This window comes from Blastopirellula marina (genome assembly GCF_002967765.1).
Lineage (GTDB): Bacteria > Planctomycetota > Planctomycetia > Pirellulales > Pirellulaceae > Bremerella > Bremerella marina_A.
In genome coordinates this window covers 740,836-758,656 of the sequence record NZ_PUHY01000015.1, presented here as the reverse complement: position 1 = coordinate 758,656, position 17,821 = coordinate 740,836, and the positions used below count along the sequence as shown (strand labels likewise).

Here is a 17,821-nt window from a genome sequence, read left to right as displayed (position 1 = left end):
AAAACCTATTTCACTAATGTGTTCAATCAACTGAAATCGAAAGGCTGACCTTCGCGTAAACTTTGCTGCGCCAAAATCGAAGCCAAGGTGACGCTACGCAAATCGGACCAGCTAATCGGTGCTTCCGCATTCTTAGTCAGGGCGGTTGCGAATGCCTTGATTTCGGCCTGATGCCCCTTGTCTTGCTGACGAAATCGGTGGGTCGACGTCTTTCCCCCGACGCATGTCGTAATCGATCGAAAATCATCGATTACGGCGATACGCCCGCCACCCATTACTTCAATCCGCTCTTTGGGAAACGCCTTGTCGCCACCAGCCAGGTAAGCAATATTCGAGATCGAACCATTGGCATGCCGCAGTGTGATGAAGCACTGATCGTCCGTAATTTCCGGAGCATTTGGCCCCCCGATTGACTCAGCAAATACTCGAACTGGTGGAGACCCAGCGAGAAACGTGGCCAAATCGATCCCGTGACATGCTTCGCCGATGATTCGCCCACCTCCCTTGAGAAGGTCTTGCGTCCAATGATCAGCAGGAATCTCACCCGCGTTAAATCGAATAGAAATTGTGAGAGGGGACGTTACCTTTTCAAAAACCTGTTTCGCCTGTATCGCCGCAGGTGAAAATCGTCGATTGAAGCCCACCATCACCATAGGAGCGTTGGTATCGTTTCGATACAGCTCCTCTTCGATTTCCTTCAGTTGATCGAGCGTAAGACACAGCGGCTTCTCTACAAACACGTGCTTACCAGCACGAATTGCTTTTAAAACCTGTCGGGCATGTTGATCGTGTTGCGTGATACAAAATACCGCCTCGACGTTTGGGTCATTCACAACGAGATCTTCATCAGTCGCGACGACCTCGAATCCTAACTTCTGAGCGCTATGCTCTGCCGACGTACCGCGAGCGGAACATAATGCCACAGGTCGTAACCCTTCGCACTTGCGGATGGCGGGCAGCAAAACCATGCGGGCAAAATTCCCAGCACCTAATACGCCAACCCCTAGACGCGATGAAGAATTGGCGGCGCGAATCTGTACTCTTCTCTCAATTCGCTGCTCTGTTGGACGTGAATACTCGAGCAAGATGCCCAAATATGGTTCACTGCCCTTTTCAATCAGATCGTAAGCTCCCACAGCGTTTTCAATACCAAACCGATGCGACACAAGTGGCGTCACGTCCAGCTTACCGTTCCCCATTAGATCGAGAACCGCCTGCATGTTGCGTTGCTCAGTCCAACGAACGTAAGCGGCTGGATAGTCTTGCCCCTGCTGCTCGTAATTTGGATCGTATCGTCCTGGCCCATAGGAACAAGAAACGACGAATTCCGCCTCTTTGAAGTAGAACGGGCGTCGATCAAGCTCTAGGCCTACTACTCCGACCAACACAACGCGTCCCTTTTGTCGGACGGCATCTGCCGCAAGCGTGATTGGCTGATTCGATTTGGTTGACGCGGTAATCAAGACGGCATCCGCACCAAGCCCACCAGTCGCCGCGAACACCGCGTTAGCATTGATATCTGGACGAGCGATTTCCGCTCCCATTTTCTTCGCAAGTTCACACTTCGCCGGATCGAGATCCACACCGATTACTCGACAGCCACTTGCCCGCAATAGACCGACTGTGATTTGGCCGACAAGTCCTAATCCAATGACAAGCACGGTTTCGCCCAACGTGACTCGCCCCAGTCGTACGCCTTGCATGGCGATTGATCCAAGGACCGTGAATGCCGCTTGATCAAACGGAACGTTATCAGGGACGCGGGCACATAGATTTCGCGGTACAGCAACGATCTCGGCGTGAGGTCCGTTTGACGCCACACGATCGCCTGGTTTGTACTCCTGTACGTCGGCACCGCAAGCGATGACAACACCAGCGGAGCTGTATCCCATCGTCATCGGTTCGTCGAGTTTCTCTAGGACTTGACGCACTGTCGTCAACAACCCTTCATTGCGAATCTTGTCGAGGACACGGCGAACGTGATCTGGGCGTTCTCGCGCCTTGCCTAATAGCGACTTCTTCGCCAGGTCAATCACCATCTTTTCCGTTCCGGCCGACACCAATGAGTAGGCATTCGAAACGAGAACTTCACCCGGCTGAGCAATCGGAGCAGGAACTGAGATCAGGCTTGTCTCGCCTTTTCGAATGTCTTGAAGGATTTGATGCACAGATATTCTTTCCTGACGTCAATTGCCTTGCCAATTAGCGATTACTCTGACTTATTGCTTTAGCGATACTCTACTACCCGCCTTAGAAGCGGCCTCGGCCTGTCAAGAACAACCGTAAACTGTTATATGTGCGTCGGCACATTCTTGAGTAGGAAGGTATCATCTCTGAGACTTGTGAAGACATCGGAACGTCGCCTGCCCAAAGAGCTCGTGACGTAATCCGAAACTTTCGCGGAGCATCTTGATAACTAAAATCAATTTGTCGTAGCGAACGTTTCCAACTCATGAAATGCAAATAGGCTCTCTCGACTGCATCGCTATTCATCACATGTCCACTTTCCCACACCCAACCATTTGGTCTGCGATCGAGTTCTCGTGCATCGACAACATGCTGCGACTTCCAGTAGACGGCGATATCCGGAGCCTGGCGAATTGCATTAGCCATGGCAGACTCATTCATCCGGCACAATTCCTCTTTCGCCATGACCGCTCTAAAACTTGGAATCCTCTCGAACAACCTATTTACCTTCTCGCAATTACGATAGATGCTGCAATGTCCGGCAAGTTGTCCCCGGCGTGAGCTGATAATATCAAACTTATCAAGAGTCTCTTCCGTAAAAATCGAAGCAAGTCGTCCCCAAATAACATCTACATCGCAGTGTCCCCAAAAATCGACATCCTTAATAAATTCGCTAAGAATGACGCCGTAGGCTGGCCGTAAATCACACTGAGAGTACGCGTTTTTCTTAACCGGACAGCCAATCTTCTCCTCCGCTAAAGCCTGCAATCCATCCATGGACAATGGCCTAAACTTGACGTTAGGTGGACATTCCGTCTCCTTAGGTGACTCATTATCCGTAAGAAACAACCACTCGACGTTCGGATTATAACGGCACGTGTGTAAGTAAGCAGGAAACCACACAGGCCATGGCCCAAAATACGGAACGACAAAACGCACAACTGCCATCTTTTCGACACACTTACAACACAGTGATTGAATTCAACCAGACAAGTAAAACGAAACACGCTACGGCATACGGCATCTCACGGAAAATGGCTTTTACCTTTTCCAGGACGATTCGTGGGTCCTGCTCGTAGCGTCAGTCAACAGTCTATCATCCACCAAAGTACAGTGACTGAGCACATTTGCGATACGCCCTTAAATGCCTTGCTATCATGGCAACTGACTTCCATCGATTACCCTTACTAGCCTTACTATTCACAAGACTTGTACGTCGAAAGTACTCCTCAAAATACGAATACTGACCGTTAAAGTACTTTCCAAGTGGATCCCAGGGCTTTGGTTTTCCTAGTAGGTGGATCACTCGATTCTCAACATCTGTTGGCTTGAGTTTACGCCGTTCCGCTGAAATCGGTGTATTGAATCGGCGAGGCAAGGCGAGGAAGTTTTTTCCATAAACTAAATTCAGCAACGTCTGATCCGCAGAAGGCATCTCGGAGCCGTGTTTAGCAGCAAGTTCAAGACATTCTTCTGTCGCAGAATCCTCTAACCAACGCTGACGGTCAATCAATAATACTCCCGAGTTAAAGTAGGGCACCTCAGCGTCCTCGCCAATTCGGTCGAAAAAACGAGAATCCATTGACTCGCTACGTTTATGCCAGGATACCGCCCCTAACGCTCCATCCATCTCGTGACCTAGCACGTTAGCTAGATCGACCCCTACAACAAGATCACTATCGAGATAAATGAAGCGATCTATTTCAAGAACTGCAGGCATAAACAATCGAGCATACGGCAACCAACCGCTGAATCTAGCGACCCCCGACGAAGGAAATGTCGACTTCAGCCTTCCGGTATCTACGTGCTCGAGCTTCAGCATGTAGTCCTTTTCGACCGGATCAAGCGTGCGCCGGACAGAGTCAAGGTCATTTTGATCCAGGGAATCACTGAAAAGATGAATATCGAACTGATACTTCTCGGAGAGCCTATCCAGGGCGGAAAGAAGAGTAACATGCAACCCAGACAAGATATTCTTATCAGCGGCTAAAGCAACGGACACACACCTACCACTATTACTTACCATACACTAACACCATTCGTTTACATATTACATAACGACCCATCGGCTACGATCGCACACATTCAATTATCCTGCAGCAGAAGACCTTTTAACTCACATCCGTCAGAACATTCAGGCAGACACCATTGAACGAGAACCTCACCCAGCTGAAACACTGAGACTAGGCTTGTCTTAATTCTTCGGATATCTTCACGAATTTGATGCAAACGTCCTAACAAAGAAAAAGAGACTCTACTTTAACGAATCGAATTGCCCATCTCTCTCACGCCACCGGCACAGGATACAGAGAGCAAATCACCCACTATATCCTTCATTCCATCGCTGCTTCGAATTTCTCTGATTTCCCCTTGGACTCTAACCTAATTCTCTTTTCATCGCGTATTGTAGGGACGCACCATGGTTTAGCGTTGATCGATATTGACTTCCAAAATCCTCGCCAGAAATATCTTTGCATTTGCATTGCAAACCCTCGCTTCTATCAACATAGTTGAGAGGCAGGCTTTTTCTGCTCGGAAGCTTTTTCAATCACTTTCCCGAAAACCAGAGCCCGTAGGTTTCTGGTTGCCCACGGACGGATTATCGAACGATGGCAAACGGTATCTCAGTAATTTAGTTGATGTCCCCCATACAAAACACAATCAACATATCTTGACACGAATTTCAATCCCTATCGTGCGACTAATCTCACTTGTTATTTATGACCCATTCGTATTCCGCCTCGCTTCGTAGACTTTGGCATCAATATTGAACTCATGGATTGCTCGCAAGACACAAAAGTAGAACCCTGCAACTCCATCGAGAAAGCCACATTTTACGAAGTACAGGTAAATGAACATCAACAAAGGTTTGAATGGCAATCGAATGTACAAAGTCTTCAACCATCGTCGGCGATGTATTGGATCTCCATCCCAGAGATAAGACAGTGGTAGCATGTGATCACTCAACTGCTGAAGTCGACGCTTGGCATTCCACGTCGAAAATTCATTCTGTTTTCGAATCCAGTATTCGAGGTCCTGACGAGTTTCGTGGAGCAATGGACTTTTTAGTCGCTTGCATTGACCTTCGACGACCACATTTTCATGGACCTCAGCATCCCATCCGCCTTCTCCGCGCATTCCCAGATCCTCGTACCCCCCTTTTCCATGTCGAAAAAGACGTAGCATCCAACCATGGCTCCATGAATGCTTCATCCATCGATTGAAGAACATGAACTTCCATCGAATATAATAGCCATCGATTTCTGTATTCTTGATTGCGGTTTCAATTTCGCTGCGTAACTCTTCGGTTACGCGCTCATCAGCATCGAGAATTAGTATCCAAGGGTTTCGAATGGAGACGTGCTCCAGAGCCCAATTACGCTTTTTGGGCCATCCTCCCTCGTAATGAAACTGATGAACTTCGGCGTTGTAACTTTCTGCGATCTCAACGGTGCCATCCGTACTTTGCGAATCGACTAGGCAGACCTGGTCCGCCCAAAGTACGCTCTCCAAACATTCTTCAATGTTGCATGCCTCATTCTTAGTCGCGATTACGACGGAAATTGGAAGAACACGTTCATCGGTGACATTGCCCGGCGACAACTCTCGCTCCCGAGCGCCACTAGCCGCACGTATCGTCGTCTCAACGCCCTCTGTCATAGTCACTTTTTCTCCGGATGGTTCTTCTTCACAAAACCAACCTTAATCGTAATCAGAAACCTACGTCTCGTGTCGGCTTGAACCTATTTAAGCAATCTCGATTAATGTTTGTGAACGAGCGATAATCTGTTGATACATTTGCTCAATCGATCTGCCAATTGACGCCCAGGAAAACTGCTCAATTACAAAATCCTTCGCGTTGCGAGACATCTCCTCATGCAGATCTGGATTAGACAAGATCGTCGTCAATGCGTGCGATAGTGCCAACGGTGTATTCTCGATCCAGAAACCAGCTCGCCTCTCTTCAACCGCCGCCCATGGCGCGTTCTTACTCACAACTACGGGAGTTCCCTCGGCTAAGGCCTCAAGGACAACGACACCAAAATTCTCCGAGTGCGTCGGCAAAGCGAATACATCGGCTGCACGATAGGCGGCTTGCTTTAACTCTCCACTCACTTCACCGAGAAAGCGTGTTGCGTCAATGATGCCTAAGTCTTTGTACAACTGTTTGATTTTCTTGGCATATTCATGGGAATCGGGACCTGCCACAGCGACCATTGCCGCTGGCAGTCTTTTCCGTACATCCAACATCGCCTCACCTAAAACATCCAACCCCTTCTTCTCATGAATGCGACTCAGAAAAAGCACAATCGGGCGATCTTCAGGAAGGCCAAGTAACCGACGGGCCTCGCTCCTGGATGGACCACTTTCTGCAATATCTACTCCGTTCGGAACGACTACAGCGGGAGCACGAAACCCAAAAGACTTTACGTTGTTCGCCTCTTGCTGCGAAACAGCGTGAATTGCCGACGCGCGATCCAGAATTGTCCGTTCAATCAGTTTCAAATAGAGCTGCTTCTTTAAGCCGCGAACACACCACGGCTCCAATGAACCAGCTGGGCGAATAATGTATGGGACGCCAGCTCGGTAAGCCGTCCGAGCCGCGATCATCGTCGGATAGAGCCACATGCTATGACAATGCACGATATCACAGTTCGGCACCTTACTAAGAACAGCACGTTTCATTTCCGGGGAATAACCCCATTTCTTTAATCCTAGTGCTGGAAATCCTTGTACATCGCAATCTGGATGTATCGTTACTTCGCAATCTGCGTTCCGTCCCGTTGCATAGTAAAGTGAGCACTCGTGCCCACTCGCGCACGCTTCGCGCACTAAGTGCGAAACCACTTGGGAAGGCCCAGAAGAATTCGCCAAACCAGGAATCACGTGAAGGATCTTCACCGTTTTCTTACTTCAATCGTTTCAGACTTTTTTGTTTTGATGCTTAAAAAAAGAACTCGAATACAAGTCACGTTGTGAGTCGTCTTTTTCGAACTCTTCTTGAGACCTCTTGAGAACGACCCATATCCATTCTCATGTCTAAATGGAACACGCAAAAGCTCAACAGAAATGAATTAGGAGTTGTTCCTACAAAGGCACTTGACTCGAATCCGGCGTGCAAAAGAATCGCGACGAGCAGCCCAGAGCAGAGGAATGTCAGCGATGACAAGGCGTCGCTAGATTTACGTGCCCTCTTTACTGCCATGATCATTCGCGTAGTGGCCTTGTATAGAAAAACCAAACATAGAATGCCCCCCAACATCCCCGCTTCAACCAACACTTGCAAGTAGGAACTTTGAACGGTCCCCCATGATTTCCCGTAGTGAAGCCAGCCAATTCCAATGAGGGGATTTCTGGTAAATAAACGGATCGCATACCGCCAAATACCACTACGAGTGTCCTTTAATCCCTCGCTCCAAAGCCGGGCTCGAAACTCCCATTGATCTGACGAACTCTCGTTATCGAATTGAACTTCCCCCCCCGTATCATTCACCACGAAGTAGCCTATCGCGAGCATCGTCACGAGCGCGATGCCGTAAAGAATAACTTGTGTGCGCCGCTGCTTTGAGATGGTTGGAATTTGAACAGCAGTGCCGAGACAGCATAGAGCCAGAGCTCCGCGACTTCCAGTGAGAATCACCATTAACAACATTAAGATGAATACGGAAAGTGAGACCCACTTCCAACTGTCTCGCTTCTCAATTGTCCAGTGAAAGAATGAGATGACACCGTAGATACTCGCTGTTTGACCAAGAATATTTGCGTTGATCCCCATGATGCCCAGGCGACCGTGAACAAAGATTGGGGCTGAACCTAATTCCCACATGACAATCATGAGCACTAAGATCAACCCGACGAGTGCCGCAGCGGTCATGGATCGACAAAATGCGAGCAAGTCACTTCCGTTACGAATCGCACACGCCATACATGCACCTGCAATCACAGAGGCAAAAAACAACCCTTTATAGGCCAGTGCCCAAATAGGCGATGAACTCCACGCGCCTGCGAACCAGTAAACAGATGTCAACAAGAGCAATCCAAAGCCTGCGCTGTTCATTCGAGGCATTCGAAACCAGGTTATCGACAAGGCTCCACAACACAGCAGTAGAGCAATTCGCAGATACTTTAGTACGGCAAAACTGTTATTGGCACTGACTCCACTAGATACAGACGCAGCCGCGACAAGCAGATAGGCACCGAGCATCCCGAATAAGATGTACTTAATCGGTGAAACAGACTCTCGCATAGCGATCCGTGCCCTAGATCGAGAATTGTTCACTACTAAAGAATGCATTGATTTCCTGCTAATCACTTCTCTTGCCACTTCTCCCCTGGTCACTGACGCTTTGGGGATAAAGCGACAACATTGTCGCTTCTTTTAATGCGAGGACGATGAAGTTACAGACTTCAATTGCTGCCAGCGGCGAATTGTCGCTGAAGCGTTATTCTCCCAGGAATGAGCTTCTGCATACTTTGCAAATTCAAATTGAGCCCCCTGCCTAACACATTGTTCCATCTTAATTAGCGCTGGGGCAATTTCCTCCGCTGAATCTCCGTCTGCTGATACACCGATTCGAAAAGCTTCGACGGTTTGACGCACGGTAGGAGTTGGAGTAACGACAACAGGTCTCTTGTAGTGCATGGCAACATTCAACACACCACTCTGGGATGTGAACGAAGACTTGTAGGTCAAAGAAACCCAATCGGATGCAGCGAACAAGCGACCTACCTGTGACTCTTCTACATATCCTGTAAGGAAGTGCACCCTGTGCTCGATCCCCAATTCAGTCGCAAGCTTCCGGTAATACTCGACTGGTCTGTGCCCCTTCGAGCCACCACTGCCAGCAATAACCAAGTGTGACTGGACTTCCTTGTTGGTCAGAGCTCGCATCAGTGCGTCAATGTTCTTATCATCGCGCACCTGACCAAAACAGAGCCCTAATGGAACATCACACGGAATCTTCAGATGCCTTCTGCAGGTATGCTGATCATGATCTGACGAGGGGTATTCGTAAATTCCATGTGGAACGACCTCAACCTTATCGCGGTCGTATCCCACCCATTCGACAAGTTCCATTGCTTGTGATTCGCTATGAACGAATAGAGCATCAGATCGTCGATAGAATGATTTCAGGCAAAAATCATCATACGATCGGGAGATGATGTGCTTGGCACGCTTGACATCATGGGCCGTCGCCGTGACTGCAACTCCGGAAGGTATCCATAAATTCCAAATCGGAAAGGCGATGTAGTTAATGTTACTTAAGTGAACCACATCAGCCGATTCCTCCTTCACGAGAGATAGAAGCCGCCGTGGCGCACCTAATTGAGCCGACAAGAATTTACACCGCCGAACCAACGAGATCGTGTGCGATAGACAGGGAAGGATCGGACGAACGTCATATTCGGCTTCAGCTAGCCACTCGTAGTCACCCGAACACACGACTGTGAGGTCAATCTCAGGAAAAGTCGAGAGAGCTTTCGCCAACTCATGTGTGTAGCGTCCAATTCCTCCACCCGGAAAGAACTGATAAAGGAGCACTCGCAATCGCTCAACGCAATCTACCTTGGAGCCATCCGACTGCTTTACCGCGTAAGCATTCATTGAGCTCACTGCAATTGCCCTTCAGTGAACATCTTATTAGCTAAATCGTCACCGATTGGTGCTTCGATTTGTCCATGCGCTGCATCTCCATAGGTTCGAACGAGTGCTTCGAGGTGAACGGAGGCCTGAAACTTCTCACGAATAAGACGTTGTCCCATCGTGCCCATTTGGTCTAAAACCTCGGGAGAGTCGATGAGTTCCGCGACGGCCTTAGCAATCGCGTCGGCATTCTTGATGGGAACCAGTCGTCCCGTTTCACCTTCAATCAGCCACTCCCTTACCCCTCCGACATCGGATGCAACGACTGGAACACCACAGGCAAGCGATTCTAAGCCTACAATTCCCAGCGTTTCGTCCCAAATCGAGGGAAAGACTACGACTGAGGCCTGACGATAATGCTCTACAATTTCACTACGACTCGCCCAGGGAGCGAGAGTAAGTCGCGCCGCACAACCATTCTTATCGGCCCATGACATTACCTCTGTTCGATTCTCGGGTGTAATATTGCCAACCATCTTTCCTTGTATGGAAGCAGGCAGCTTTCCGAGAGCCTCAACAAAATACTTCCAGCCCTTATTTTCGCTGAGGCGGCCGAGAAACAGGATCTGTCGCTGAGTAGGAATTGGCCTCGGTTCGTCAAGTGGCTCCATCGGACAGAAGTATGGCACAACGCTTATTTGAGATGCTGGTAACCCCGCTGCGACCAAGCGACTCGAGGCACCTTCGCTCGGTGCGATCACTCGTTTGAACCTGTGAATGTGTTTACTCATCCACATCACACGCGAGTACTGTCGCCAACCATTCAACGGACGTGGAGACATACACCTTTTTTTGGCTGTCTCAACAAAGCAACCTGCATTGCATTTTCGATTGCAGATTTCCTTCGTTCCGCGGAAATAAAATGAGGAAGCGGGACAAAAGTATCGATAATCGTGGGCAGTAACGATGCACGGTACGGCATCAAGACAAGCTGAGATTGCTCCGACATTTTGAACATTATGCAAATGAACGATGTCAGGCTGAAGCTCGCTGATAATCGATTTTAGCGCCTTTCGAGCAACCTTCCGATCAGCGATTCTCGGTGATCCAAGTGAGGGAACTTCTTCTGAATCCGAAACCAAAGTCGGGTCGCCAGAGGCAAATACGACTTTGGAATGAATACCTTGTTGTGCTAACTGCGGTATTACCGAAAGCAAATACGTTTCAATGCCACCTTTTGAAGCGAGGTGATCGTTTAAGTGAAGAACTTTCATGCCTCAGCAATCTACCTTCGAATCAGGGCGTTCCAAGCTGCCGGAGTGTGCCACACGATCATTGCTCGGCCATCCAAGTTCATCCAAATAAGAACGCCAGGCCAACGAGTCCGCACGCTCAGAAGCAAATCTGGGAAGATCACGAACCAAATCGGCAATCGCAGATACCTGAACGCCAACTGGCTGCGAAGATGGTGTTCTTAACAAGCCACGAAGAAGGTTTCGAGGAACTGTCGCTCCAAAGTAACTCGCGATCGCGCTCAGTCGGCGAGATCCCATTTCTCGAAAATTGTAAATAGCTCGATTTCGTAACACTTGCCGCATACGTTTTCGTTCGGCAGCTGGCGTTGTCGTGCTGGAACCAGAGAAGTGACGCACGGATGCATTCCCGCAGACCCCAACACGATATCCAGCTCGACGGATTCGCAAGCACAAATCGTAATCCTCGTAGTAGCTACCATACACAGGGTCAAACGGTCCGACTTCTTGAAGAACCTCGGTCCTTACGATCAATGCAGCCGCAGTGACATTCGGTAATTCATAGAAATCTCGTAGGAACTCGCCGTCCCCGAGAGAACCGGAAAGCTCTTGCGATGCTTTCGAGCAAGCAAGAAAATTCGGATCCCAACCATTGTCATCATAATTGCGCAAAAGGGGAGCGATAGCGCCAATTGAAGAATCTGCCCTAAGGCAATCCAAGCATGCCTCGACCCATCCCGGAACACTAATCGTGTCCTGATTCAAAAAGCAGATGGCCTCCTCGTCAATTCCTCCATGCCGCAATGCGTAATTATTTGCTTCAGCAAAACCTAATGGCCTGGGCGTGTTCAAGATGAGATAAGGACAAGCGGGATACTCATCCGGAATTGACTCTCCATTCCCTGAGTTATCTACAAGGCAAAGTCGATCTGAATGTCGCACCGATTCCGCTAGAGTGTCGAGACAAGATGCGATCCACCGCTCTCCATGGTAAGCAACGACGACAACGAAGCACCCAGTTGCTTCTTCAGACATCTCAGTGCTCATATTACGAACTGTCTCAACCACGCGATTGTCCCATGCCTTTTGTCCCCTCTGTTCATTGGTCGACCATAACTAAGGGACCAGTCATGCGTTCATCACCTCGCTACCGGACCACTTTTCGATCAGCGATGGGATTTCGTTTCCTTAGAAATGCCTCACATATCGTGTCTCGTATATCTTTTGACACAGATCATCTGGAATGCGAAATCCCTTAACGAACTCTCTATATTCGAATGCGACGGGTTTGTTGGCACTAGCGTTTTCATGAGAAAACGTAAGTAACTGACTCGACTCCACAAATTGCGACAGCGATGAGTCGGTTTCCGTTCGTCCGAGATCCTCCATTTGCACACAAATTAGAGAGACCCTCGGAGTAGACATGATCAATGCCCCTTTACGAGGCTCAAATTCCTGCGAAAACACATCAACATTGAATGGCTCAAGAATCTCTTGATTGACCCATTGTGTTGGATCGTGATGTGAAGTTCCGGCAGAGAGTTTATCCAGGTTTGCTTTTTCCATTCTTGACCAATCGCTGATTCCATTACTCACCCCTGCATAAGAACAATATTGAGTTAGATATTGAACAACTAACGATATGGCCCAAGTAATGGGTTCTCGGGTAAGAGTAACAGTCTAAGTATGTGTAACGTTTCCAATTCTGTCAGATAGGACTCACGATTCGATCAAGTAATGGACTCCATGGCCTCGACTCTTTACAACTTCCGATTTAAGCATGTAATCGGAGATCAGGTTAGGCCGGAACATGGAAAGGTGGATTATTGAGGCTTTAGTTACAGACCTCGCCCCTACTTTTCCAGTCTACAAAACCAGACGAGTACTCTTACCAGTAACCCCGCACAAACTCACGCGTCAGCTCGCAAATCCAATCTGCTCCTTAATAAACTTCTTAAACCTGCTACTCGAAAACACCGTTGATGCTCGCAGGTGAATGGCTCTTAATCACAAATAAACAAGTACGTCGACATAAAGTTGGTGGTGAAATCAATTCGAAGATTTCTAGCCAGCACTAAGACGTAGTCATCGAAAAGAGTAACAGTAAGGGCAATAATGCTCTATGTACTTAATCCGAAGACGACGCGTTTTTTGCCCAATCGCCAATCTTCTTGCCAATATCTGAAAGCGGTATACTCGCCACGTCCGATTCGGTGCCTGACATCTGCAACAATATCTTGATGAGCGGTGGTCGAATCCCTCTATTGCGAAGTTGAATGTGTGCTTCGCGACCGCCGTCGCGATCTACATACACAAGTTCGCCCGTCTGGTACCAAAACAATGTCACCGCATCTTCACCTCTTCGATGACACGTCATCAGCTGTGCATCAATTGTGTTGCCAGTCTCCAGGGAAATAGTGTCGGTACTGTTAATTTCCCAACCGCTACTCGGATAGCAGATTTCGGGATGATGAGGAGTCCAACTCGATTGCTCCGTCCATACGGCTACGTGAACGGAAACCCAGTCACCTTTATCATTGTGATAAAGACGATTGGTTGCCGAGTCAGCACCGATGCTTACGAACGTACGTTTGTCTAAATCAATTTCTTCCCCATTCCATTCGTCCAATTGCATTGGAAGCTCAGCCGCATTCACAATGACCTCTGACGGCATCTGCTGGAGCTTTCCCGCCTCGATCCATTGCACCATCAATTGAGTTCCCACAACGAGAACAATTAAGAATATAAGTCTGCCTATCATTTAGCTTTCCCAAGTCGCCATCAGCGATAAGAAATTCCCACTGGAATACTTTAAGTAACATGATCCGAAACGACCAACCCCGTAGGCAATTCTTCAGCTAACCTTGCTTTCGGCTTCGGCTTCTCTTCATTCGACTTTTCTAAGTCTCGAACGATTTCAGCAAGACTCAATTCGAACGGTTCTAGCACACAATAGAGAGACTCCAATTCCTGCGTAGCAGACTGCTCGGTTCTCTCTGCGACAATCGTGAGACAGCCGATTAAGTTTCCCGAAAGTACGAGGGGCAAAGTGAGCCTCCAAACTCGATCCTTATCCAGCTGACGCGAGTTTTTCCAAGAAGCAAAGTAGCCCTCGTGAGCAAGCGGTAAGTTTAGATCGAGTTTGATCTCACTAACCTGCATTTTCTCTCCCCACTCGACAAGACTTTCCCAGATAATCTCCCACTTCCGATTTCCTTGCAGTCGAACCGAGCCATGGCGAGATCGCTTTGACGTCTTCCAAAAGGGTGTGGCCAAGGAACTTCCAATGGCACTACATTGATGGGCTGCCAAAGCCAACTCGACATGCCCAAACAATCTAAACGTCACCAGAATGGCCAGCAAAGCGGCACACGTTATGACAGCAATAAAGTCATTTCCCAGTAAAACACTTCCCAGCCCCGCCAAAGAAGTGGTCAGACAACACAAAGCAACAAATGCCAGCGTTCTACGATTACAGTTCCACCGTTCCATAAGGCGATGGTGAAGATGAGCCCGGTCCGTTGCATAAATACTACGCCCCGTTAGTTTCCTTCTAAGAATCGCCGCAAAAGAGTCGAGAAAAGGTATCGTGCATACCGCGATCGGAGCTGCAAGAAGAACCGTACCTGGTCCTTTTAATGACGATTCAATTGCGAGAGTTCCGACAATCAACCCAATTAACATACTTCCAGCGTCACCAAGAAAAATCGTCGCTGGCGGGAAGTTGTAACGCAGAAATCCTAATAGGGCACCGGCGAAGACAATTGCAATCAGCGCGATCTCCATATGACCACACACGAGTGCCATCGCGGCAATGGCCATCGACAGTATGATTCCGACCGTTGAGGCCAAACCATCGATTCCATCCAGGAGATTGATAGCATTAATCGCTCCAAGCAACCACAAAACTGTGACGAGCACACTCAGAGGACCCAATTCCAGACGAAATGAGAACACTTGGATATTTTGAATGCTTACACCGCACCAAACCAGCAAGAGAGCAATGATGAACTGAGCTAATAATTTCTGTCTTCCTCGAATTCCAAACCGATCATCTAGGGCACCAACCACGACGATGAGAAGTGCCCCGCCCGCAAGCCCGATAAGCGTGCGTTGTCGATCCAAGGAGAGATTCTCCCACCAACCTGTCCAGAATAAGGCAATTGCGGCAACTGAAATAGCAGCGAGGAATACTGCTATCCCTCCCCCCAGTGCCGTCGCGCGACGATGCAATTTTCGGTGCCCATCAGGCCGATCCACTAAGCCAAATCGAGGCGCAACTTCCCTTACGATTCGGGTCAATATCAGCCCTAGAAGGCAGGCAGCAATCCCTGAAATAAGTAGCTGGACCATCTTTTCGCTTGCCCTTTTTTGAAGACTCGTTACACCTTCGAGTCGACATTCCCTAAGTGTTGAACGACACTCTTATCACCCAACATGAACCAGTCGCTTTTTACGATCACGTCGGGATGTGTAATCGTAGACGTCTTCCCGAGTCGTACCGACAACGACGACACCTAAGAAAGGAACGCCGAATACTGACAACAAGTCTCGCGCCGCTTGGACCTTGGCACCACGACTGACGTCGCGTAAAACGGCCATCACAACCCCATCGACGTACTGACCAATCAAGCGAGCATCTACGACCGGTAAGATGGGACTCCCGTCGACGATCACGTAGTCATACTGAGAACGTAGAGACTTGAAAAACGAGTCCATTCGGTCACTCGTAAGTTCCCTCAGCGAATTGTGCCCCCAGTCACCCGCTGCAACTATGTCGAGCGTGCCAATGCCCGTTTGCTGAATGGCGTCATCGAACTCCACTTCCCCGGACAGCAGTTCTGTTACGCCTGGGGTGAGTTCAATATCGAATGAAATATCCAAGGCCGGACGTCGCAAATCAAAGTCTACAAGAACTGTTCGAGCACCTGATTCTGCTAGTGCGTAGGCGATTTGACCGGCCAAGGTTGTTTTGCCCTCGCCCGCTAGTGCGCTTGAAATCATGACTACTCGATTTTTGTTAGCCCCCGACTGTCGAAACAGTCTCGCCACGATTCCTCCGATCGACTCGGCAATCAAGCTCTTCCAATATTGCTGCTTCTTGGAGTTCTTTCGCGATTGTGCCAATACTCGTTGCGGCACCAACGGAATTGCTCCCAATACATTCATTCGCAAATTGTCTGAGACATCCGAAGGCACATTAATTCGCTGGCTACGTAAATCCCAAAACACAAATCCGGCAACTGGAAGCATGAAACCGAATACTCCCGCCACTCCAACCATGGCATAAGAACGCGGATTCTTAGATTTCGGTGGCTGTGCTTCTTGCAGCACACTCACTCGTGAATCTGATTTCAGTTCAATCTTTGTATTCTCTATTTCGTGTCCTAGTCGACTAAGTATTCCTTCCAGCGAATCGATTTCCGTTCGCATCATCTCAACATCAATAGAAGAGCGTCCAAATTGCTTAGCTTCTTTCTCAAACAGCTGAACACTTTCATCCAGTTGCTTTTCCATTTGCTCCAGAATTGCGACTTCGGATCTCGCCTTGTTAAGTTCTGCTCGATGGGTCGCAACACTCCATTGCTCTTTATCCTTAGTCAGTTGATCTTTTCGTAGACTGACCTGCTCTTCCAGCTCTGAAATCTTGTCTCTAAGTCGTGAGACGTATTGATTCTGAATTTTTGGAGCTGCTGTCTGCTCGATGGCTAAGATTTCATTTTCGAGCTGCATGATCTGCGACTTAAATGCCACCATGACTTCGTCAGCGGCCATGATGCGTTCCAACTCGAAGTCGATTTCTTCCGATTCCTCATCTGAGTTAGCTACTGATGCCTCGGGAGCCTCTTTGTCCCCGTCTACAACGGGCTTCTTTGCGACAACCGCATCTTTTTCGACCGGCGCCTCGCGAGGCTCCATTCCAAGCACGTTTGCTCTCGCTCTTAACAGTTCAAGTTGCACTTTCGTGAGCTCGCTGCGTAGAGCGGCGAATTGTTGGAGGGCATTCTGCTGAACCAGACTTAATGATGCGGTATCGCCCGTCCCTAACGTGTCCGCAAGTCGGCGGAACTCCGATCGCTTCGAGCGTAGGTCATTCTCGGTTTCGGAGTAGGCCCTCTCCAAACTGCTAAGCCTGGTTGTTCGCGAAATAGCTTCTGCATCAACTACTTCATCCATGTACGCCTGAACTACCGCGTTCACAATCTTTGAAATTGCCTTGGAATTCTCCCCTGACAACCTCACCTCCATGATTTCGGCGTTATCAGGAAAGTTGACACTCAATGCGGACTGCAACCAAGCAACTGGATCAGGCTCCTGCTCGACCATCGGCAATCGTAAGACTTCAGTATCTCGCAACGCGGCATTGATGACGAAAGAACCTCTGATCAATTGCCGTTGCGTCAGTTTATAAACCTCGAAATCGCCGTTGGCCTCACCATTTTGCTTCAACAATGTCCCATGGCGTGACGATATCCTAAGTAGGGCTCTCGCGGTATATTCTGGAACATCCAGCAACCACACCGAGGTTGCAGCAACTGCAGCCAAGAGCACTCCAATGCTAAACGCGGGGAGCCACCGTCGTCTGACAGCATGAAACACGTGGGAGATACCTGTCCCCCCCGTATCATCCATTTCCACCACATCGTTAATGTGCGGAAATTCATTAGAGCTACCTGGCGTCAAATCGATTGGAGAATCAAAGCGAATCTCGCGATTTGTTCGCTCAACGGGAAGGCTCGTTTGATCTGTCGACATACCTAAATTCTCTATTCTGTAATCAGCCGATCCGTACTAA

13 protein-coding genes are annotated in these 17,821 nt (G+C 48.8%); all 13 read right to left on the bottom strand.

Features of this window, described 5'->3' with window-relative positions; genetic code table 11:
* Positions 1-26: 26 nt before the first annotated feature.
* The 13 genes from C5Y83_RS27510 to C5Y83_RS27450 all read right to left on the bottom strand — a co-directional run bounded on the left by C5Y83_RS27510 (position 27) and on the right by C5Y83_RS27450 (position 17,781).
* Positions 27-2,168 (bottom strand): bi-domain-containing oxidoreductase, encoded by a 2,142-nt coding sequence (locus tag C5Y83_RS27510; protein WP_105332988.1) that lies wholly within the window; start codon positions 2,166-2,168, stop codon positions 27-29.
* A gap of 82 nt (positions 2,169-2,250) precedes the next feature.
* Complete coding sequence (locus C5Y83_RS27505) at positions 2,251-3,135, bottom strand: DUF6625 family protein (protein WP_315850499.1); 885 nt, start codon at positions 3,133-3,135, stop codon at positions 2,251-2,253.
* 148 nt (positions 3,136-3,283) lie between these two features.
* The gene (locus tag C5Y83_RS27500; RefSeq protein ID WP_158262552.1) at positions 3,284-4,189 is read right to left on the bottom strand and encodes a glycosyltransferase family 8 protein; all 906 of its coding nucleotides are present in this window, start codon (positions 4,187-4,189) and stop codon (positions 3,284-3,286) included.
* 716 nt (positions 4,190-4,905) lie between these two features.
* Complete coding sequence (locus tag C5Y83_RS27495; protein ID WP_105332985.1) at positions 4,906-5,847, bottom strand: glycosyltransferase family 2 protein; 942 nt, start codon at positions 5,845-5,847, stop codon at positions 4,906-4,908.
* 87 nt (positions 5,848-5,934) lie between these two features.
* Positions 5,935-7,074 (bottom strand): glycosyltransferase, encoded by a 1,140-nt coding sequence (locus tag C5Y83_RS27490; protein WP_261341482.1) that lies wholly within the window; start codon positions 7,072-7,074, stop codon positions 5,935-5,937.
* Between the two features lie 82 nt (positions 7,075-7,156).
* A complete protein-coding gene (locus tag C5Y83_RS27485) occupies positions 7,157-8,434 on the bottom strand; it encodes an O-antigen ligase family protein (protein WP_158262551.1) in 1,278 nt (425 codons plus the stop codon).
* A gap of 132 nt (positions 8,435-8,566) precedes the next feature.
* Complete coding sequence (locus C5Y83_RS27480; protein WP_105332982.1) at positions 8,567-9,793, bottom strand: glycosyltransferase family 4 protein; 1,227 nt, start codon at positions 9,791-9,793, stop codon at positions 8,567-8,569.
* A gap of 5 nt (positions 9,794-9,798) precedes the next feature.
* Entirely contained in the window at positions 9,799-11,046 is a 1,248-nt protein-coding gene (locus tag C5Y83_RS27475; RefSeq protein ID WP_105332981.1) for a glycosyltransferase family 4 protein, read from the bottom strand.
* A gap of 3 nt (positions 11,047-11,049) precedes the next feature.
* Entirely contained in the window at positions 11,050-12,060 is a 1,011-nt protein-coding gene (locus C5Y83_RS30230) for a glycosyltransferase family 2 protein (RefSeq protein WP_158262550.1), read from the bottom strand.
* 153 nt (positions 12,061-12,213) lie between these two features.
* Entirely contained in the window at positions 12,214-12,591 is a 378-nt protein-coding gene (locus C5Y83_RS30225) for a putative capsular polysaccharide synthesis family protein (RefSeq protein WP_105332979.1), read from the bottom strand.
* A 562-nt stretch (positions 12,592-13,153) separates the two neighbouring features.
* Positions 13,154-13,786 (bottom strand): exosortase C-terminal domain/associated protein EpsI, encoded by a 633-nt coding sequence (locus C5Y83_RS27460; RefSeq protein WP_105332978.1) that lies wholly within the window; start codon positions 13,784-13,786, stop codon positions 13,154-13,156.
* Positions 13,787-13,836: 50 nt separating this feature from the next.
* Positions 13,837-15,378: a glycosyltransferase family 4 protein gene (locus tag C5Y83_RS27455; RefSeq protein ID WP_105332977.1), complete on the bottom strand. Its 1,542-nt coding sequence runs from the start codon at positions 15,376-15,378 to the stop codon at positions 13,837-13,839.
* Positions 15,379-15,453: 75 nt separating this feature from the next.
* The gene (locus C5Y83_RS27450) at positions 15,454-17,781 is read right to left on the bottom strand and encodes a polysaccharide biosynthesis tyrosine autokinase (protein WP_105332976.1); all 2,328 of its coding nucleotides are present in this window, start codon (positions 17,779-17,781) and stop codon (positions 15,454-15,456) included.
* Positions 17,782-17,821: the final 40 nt, after the last annotated feature.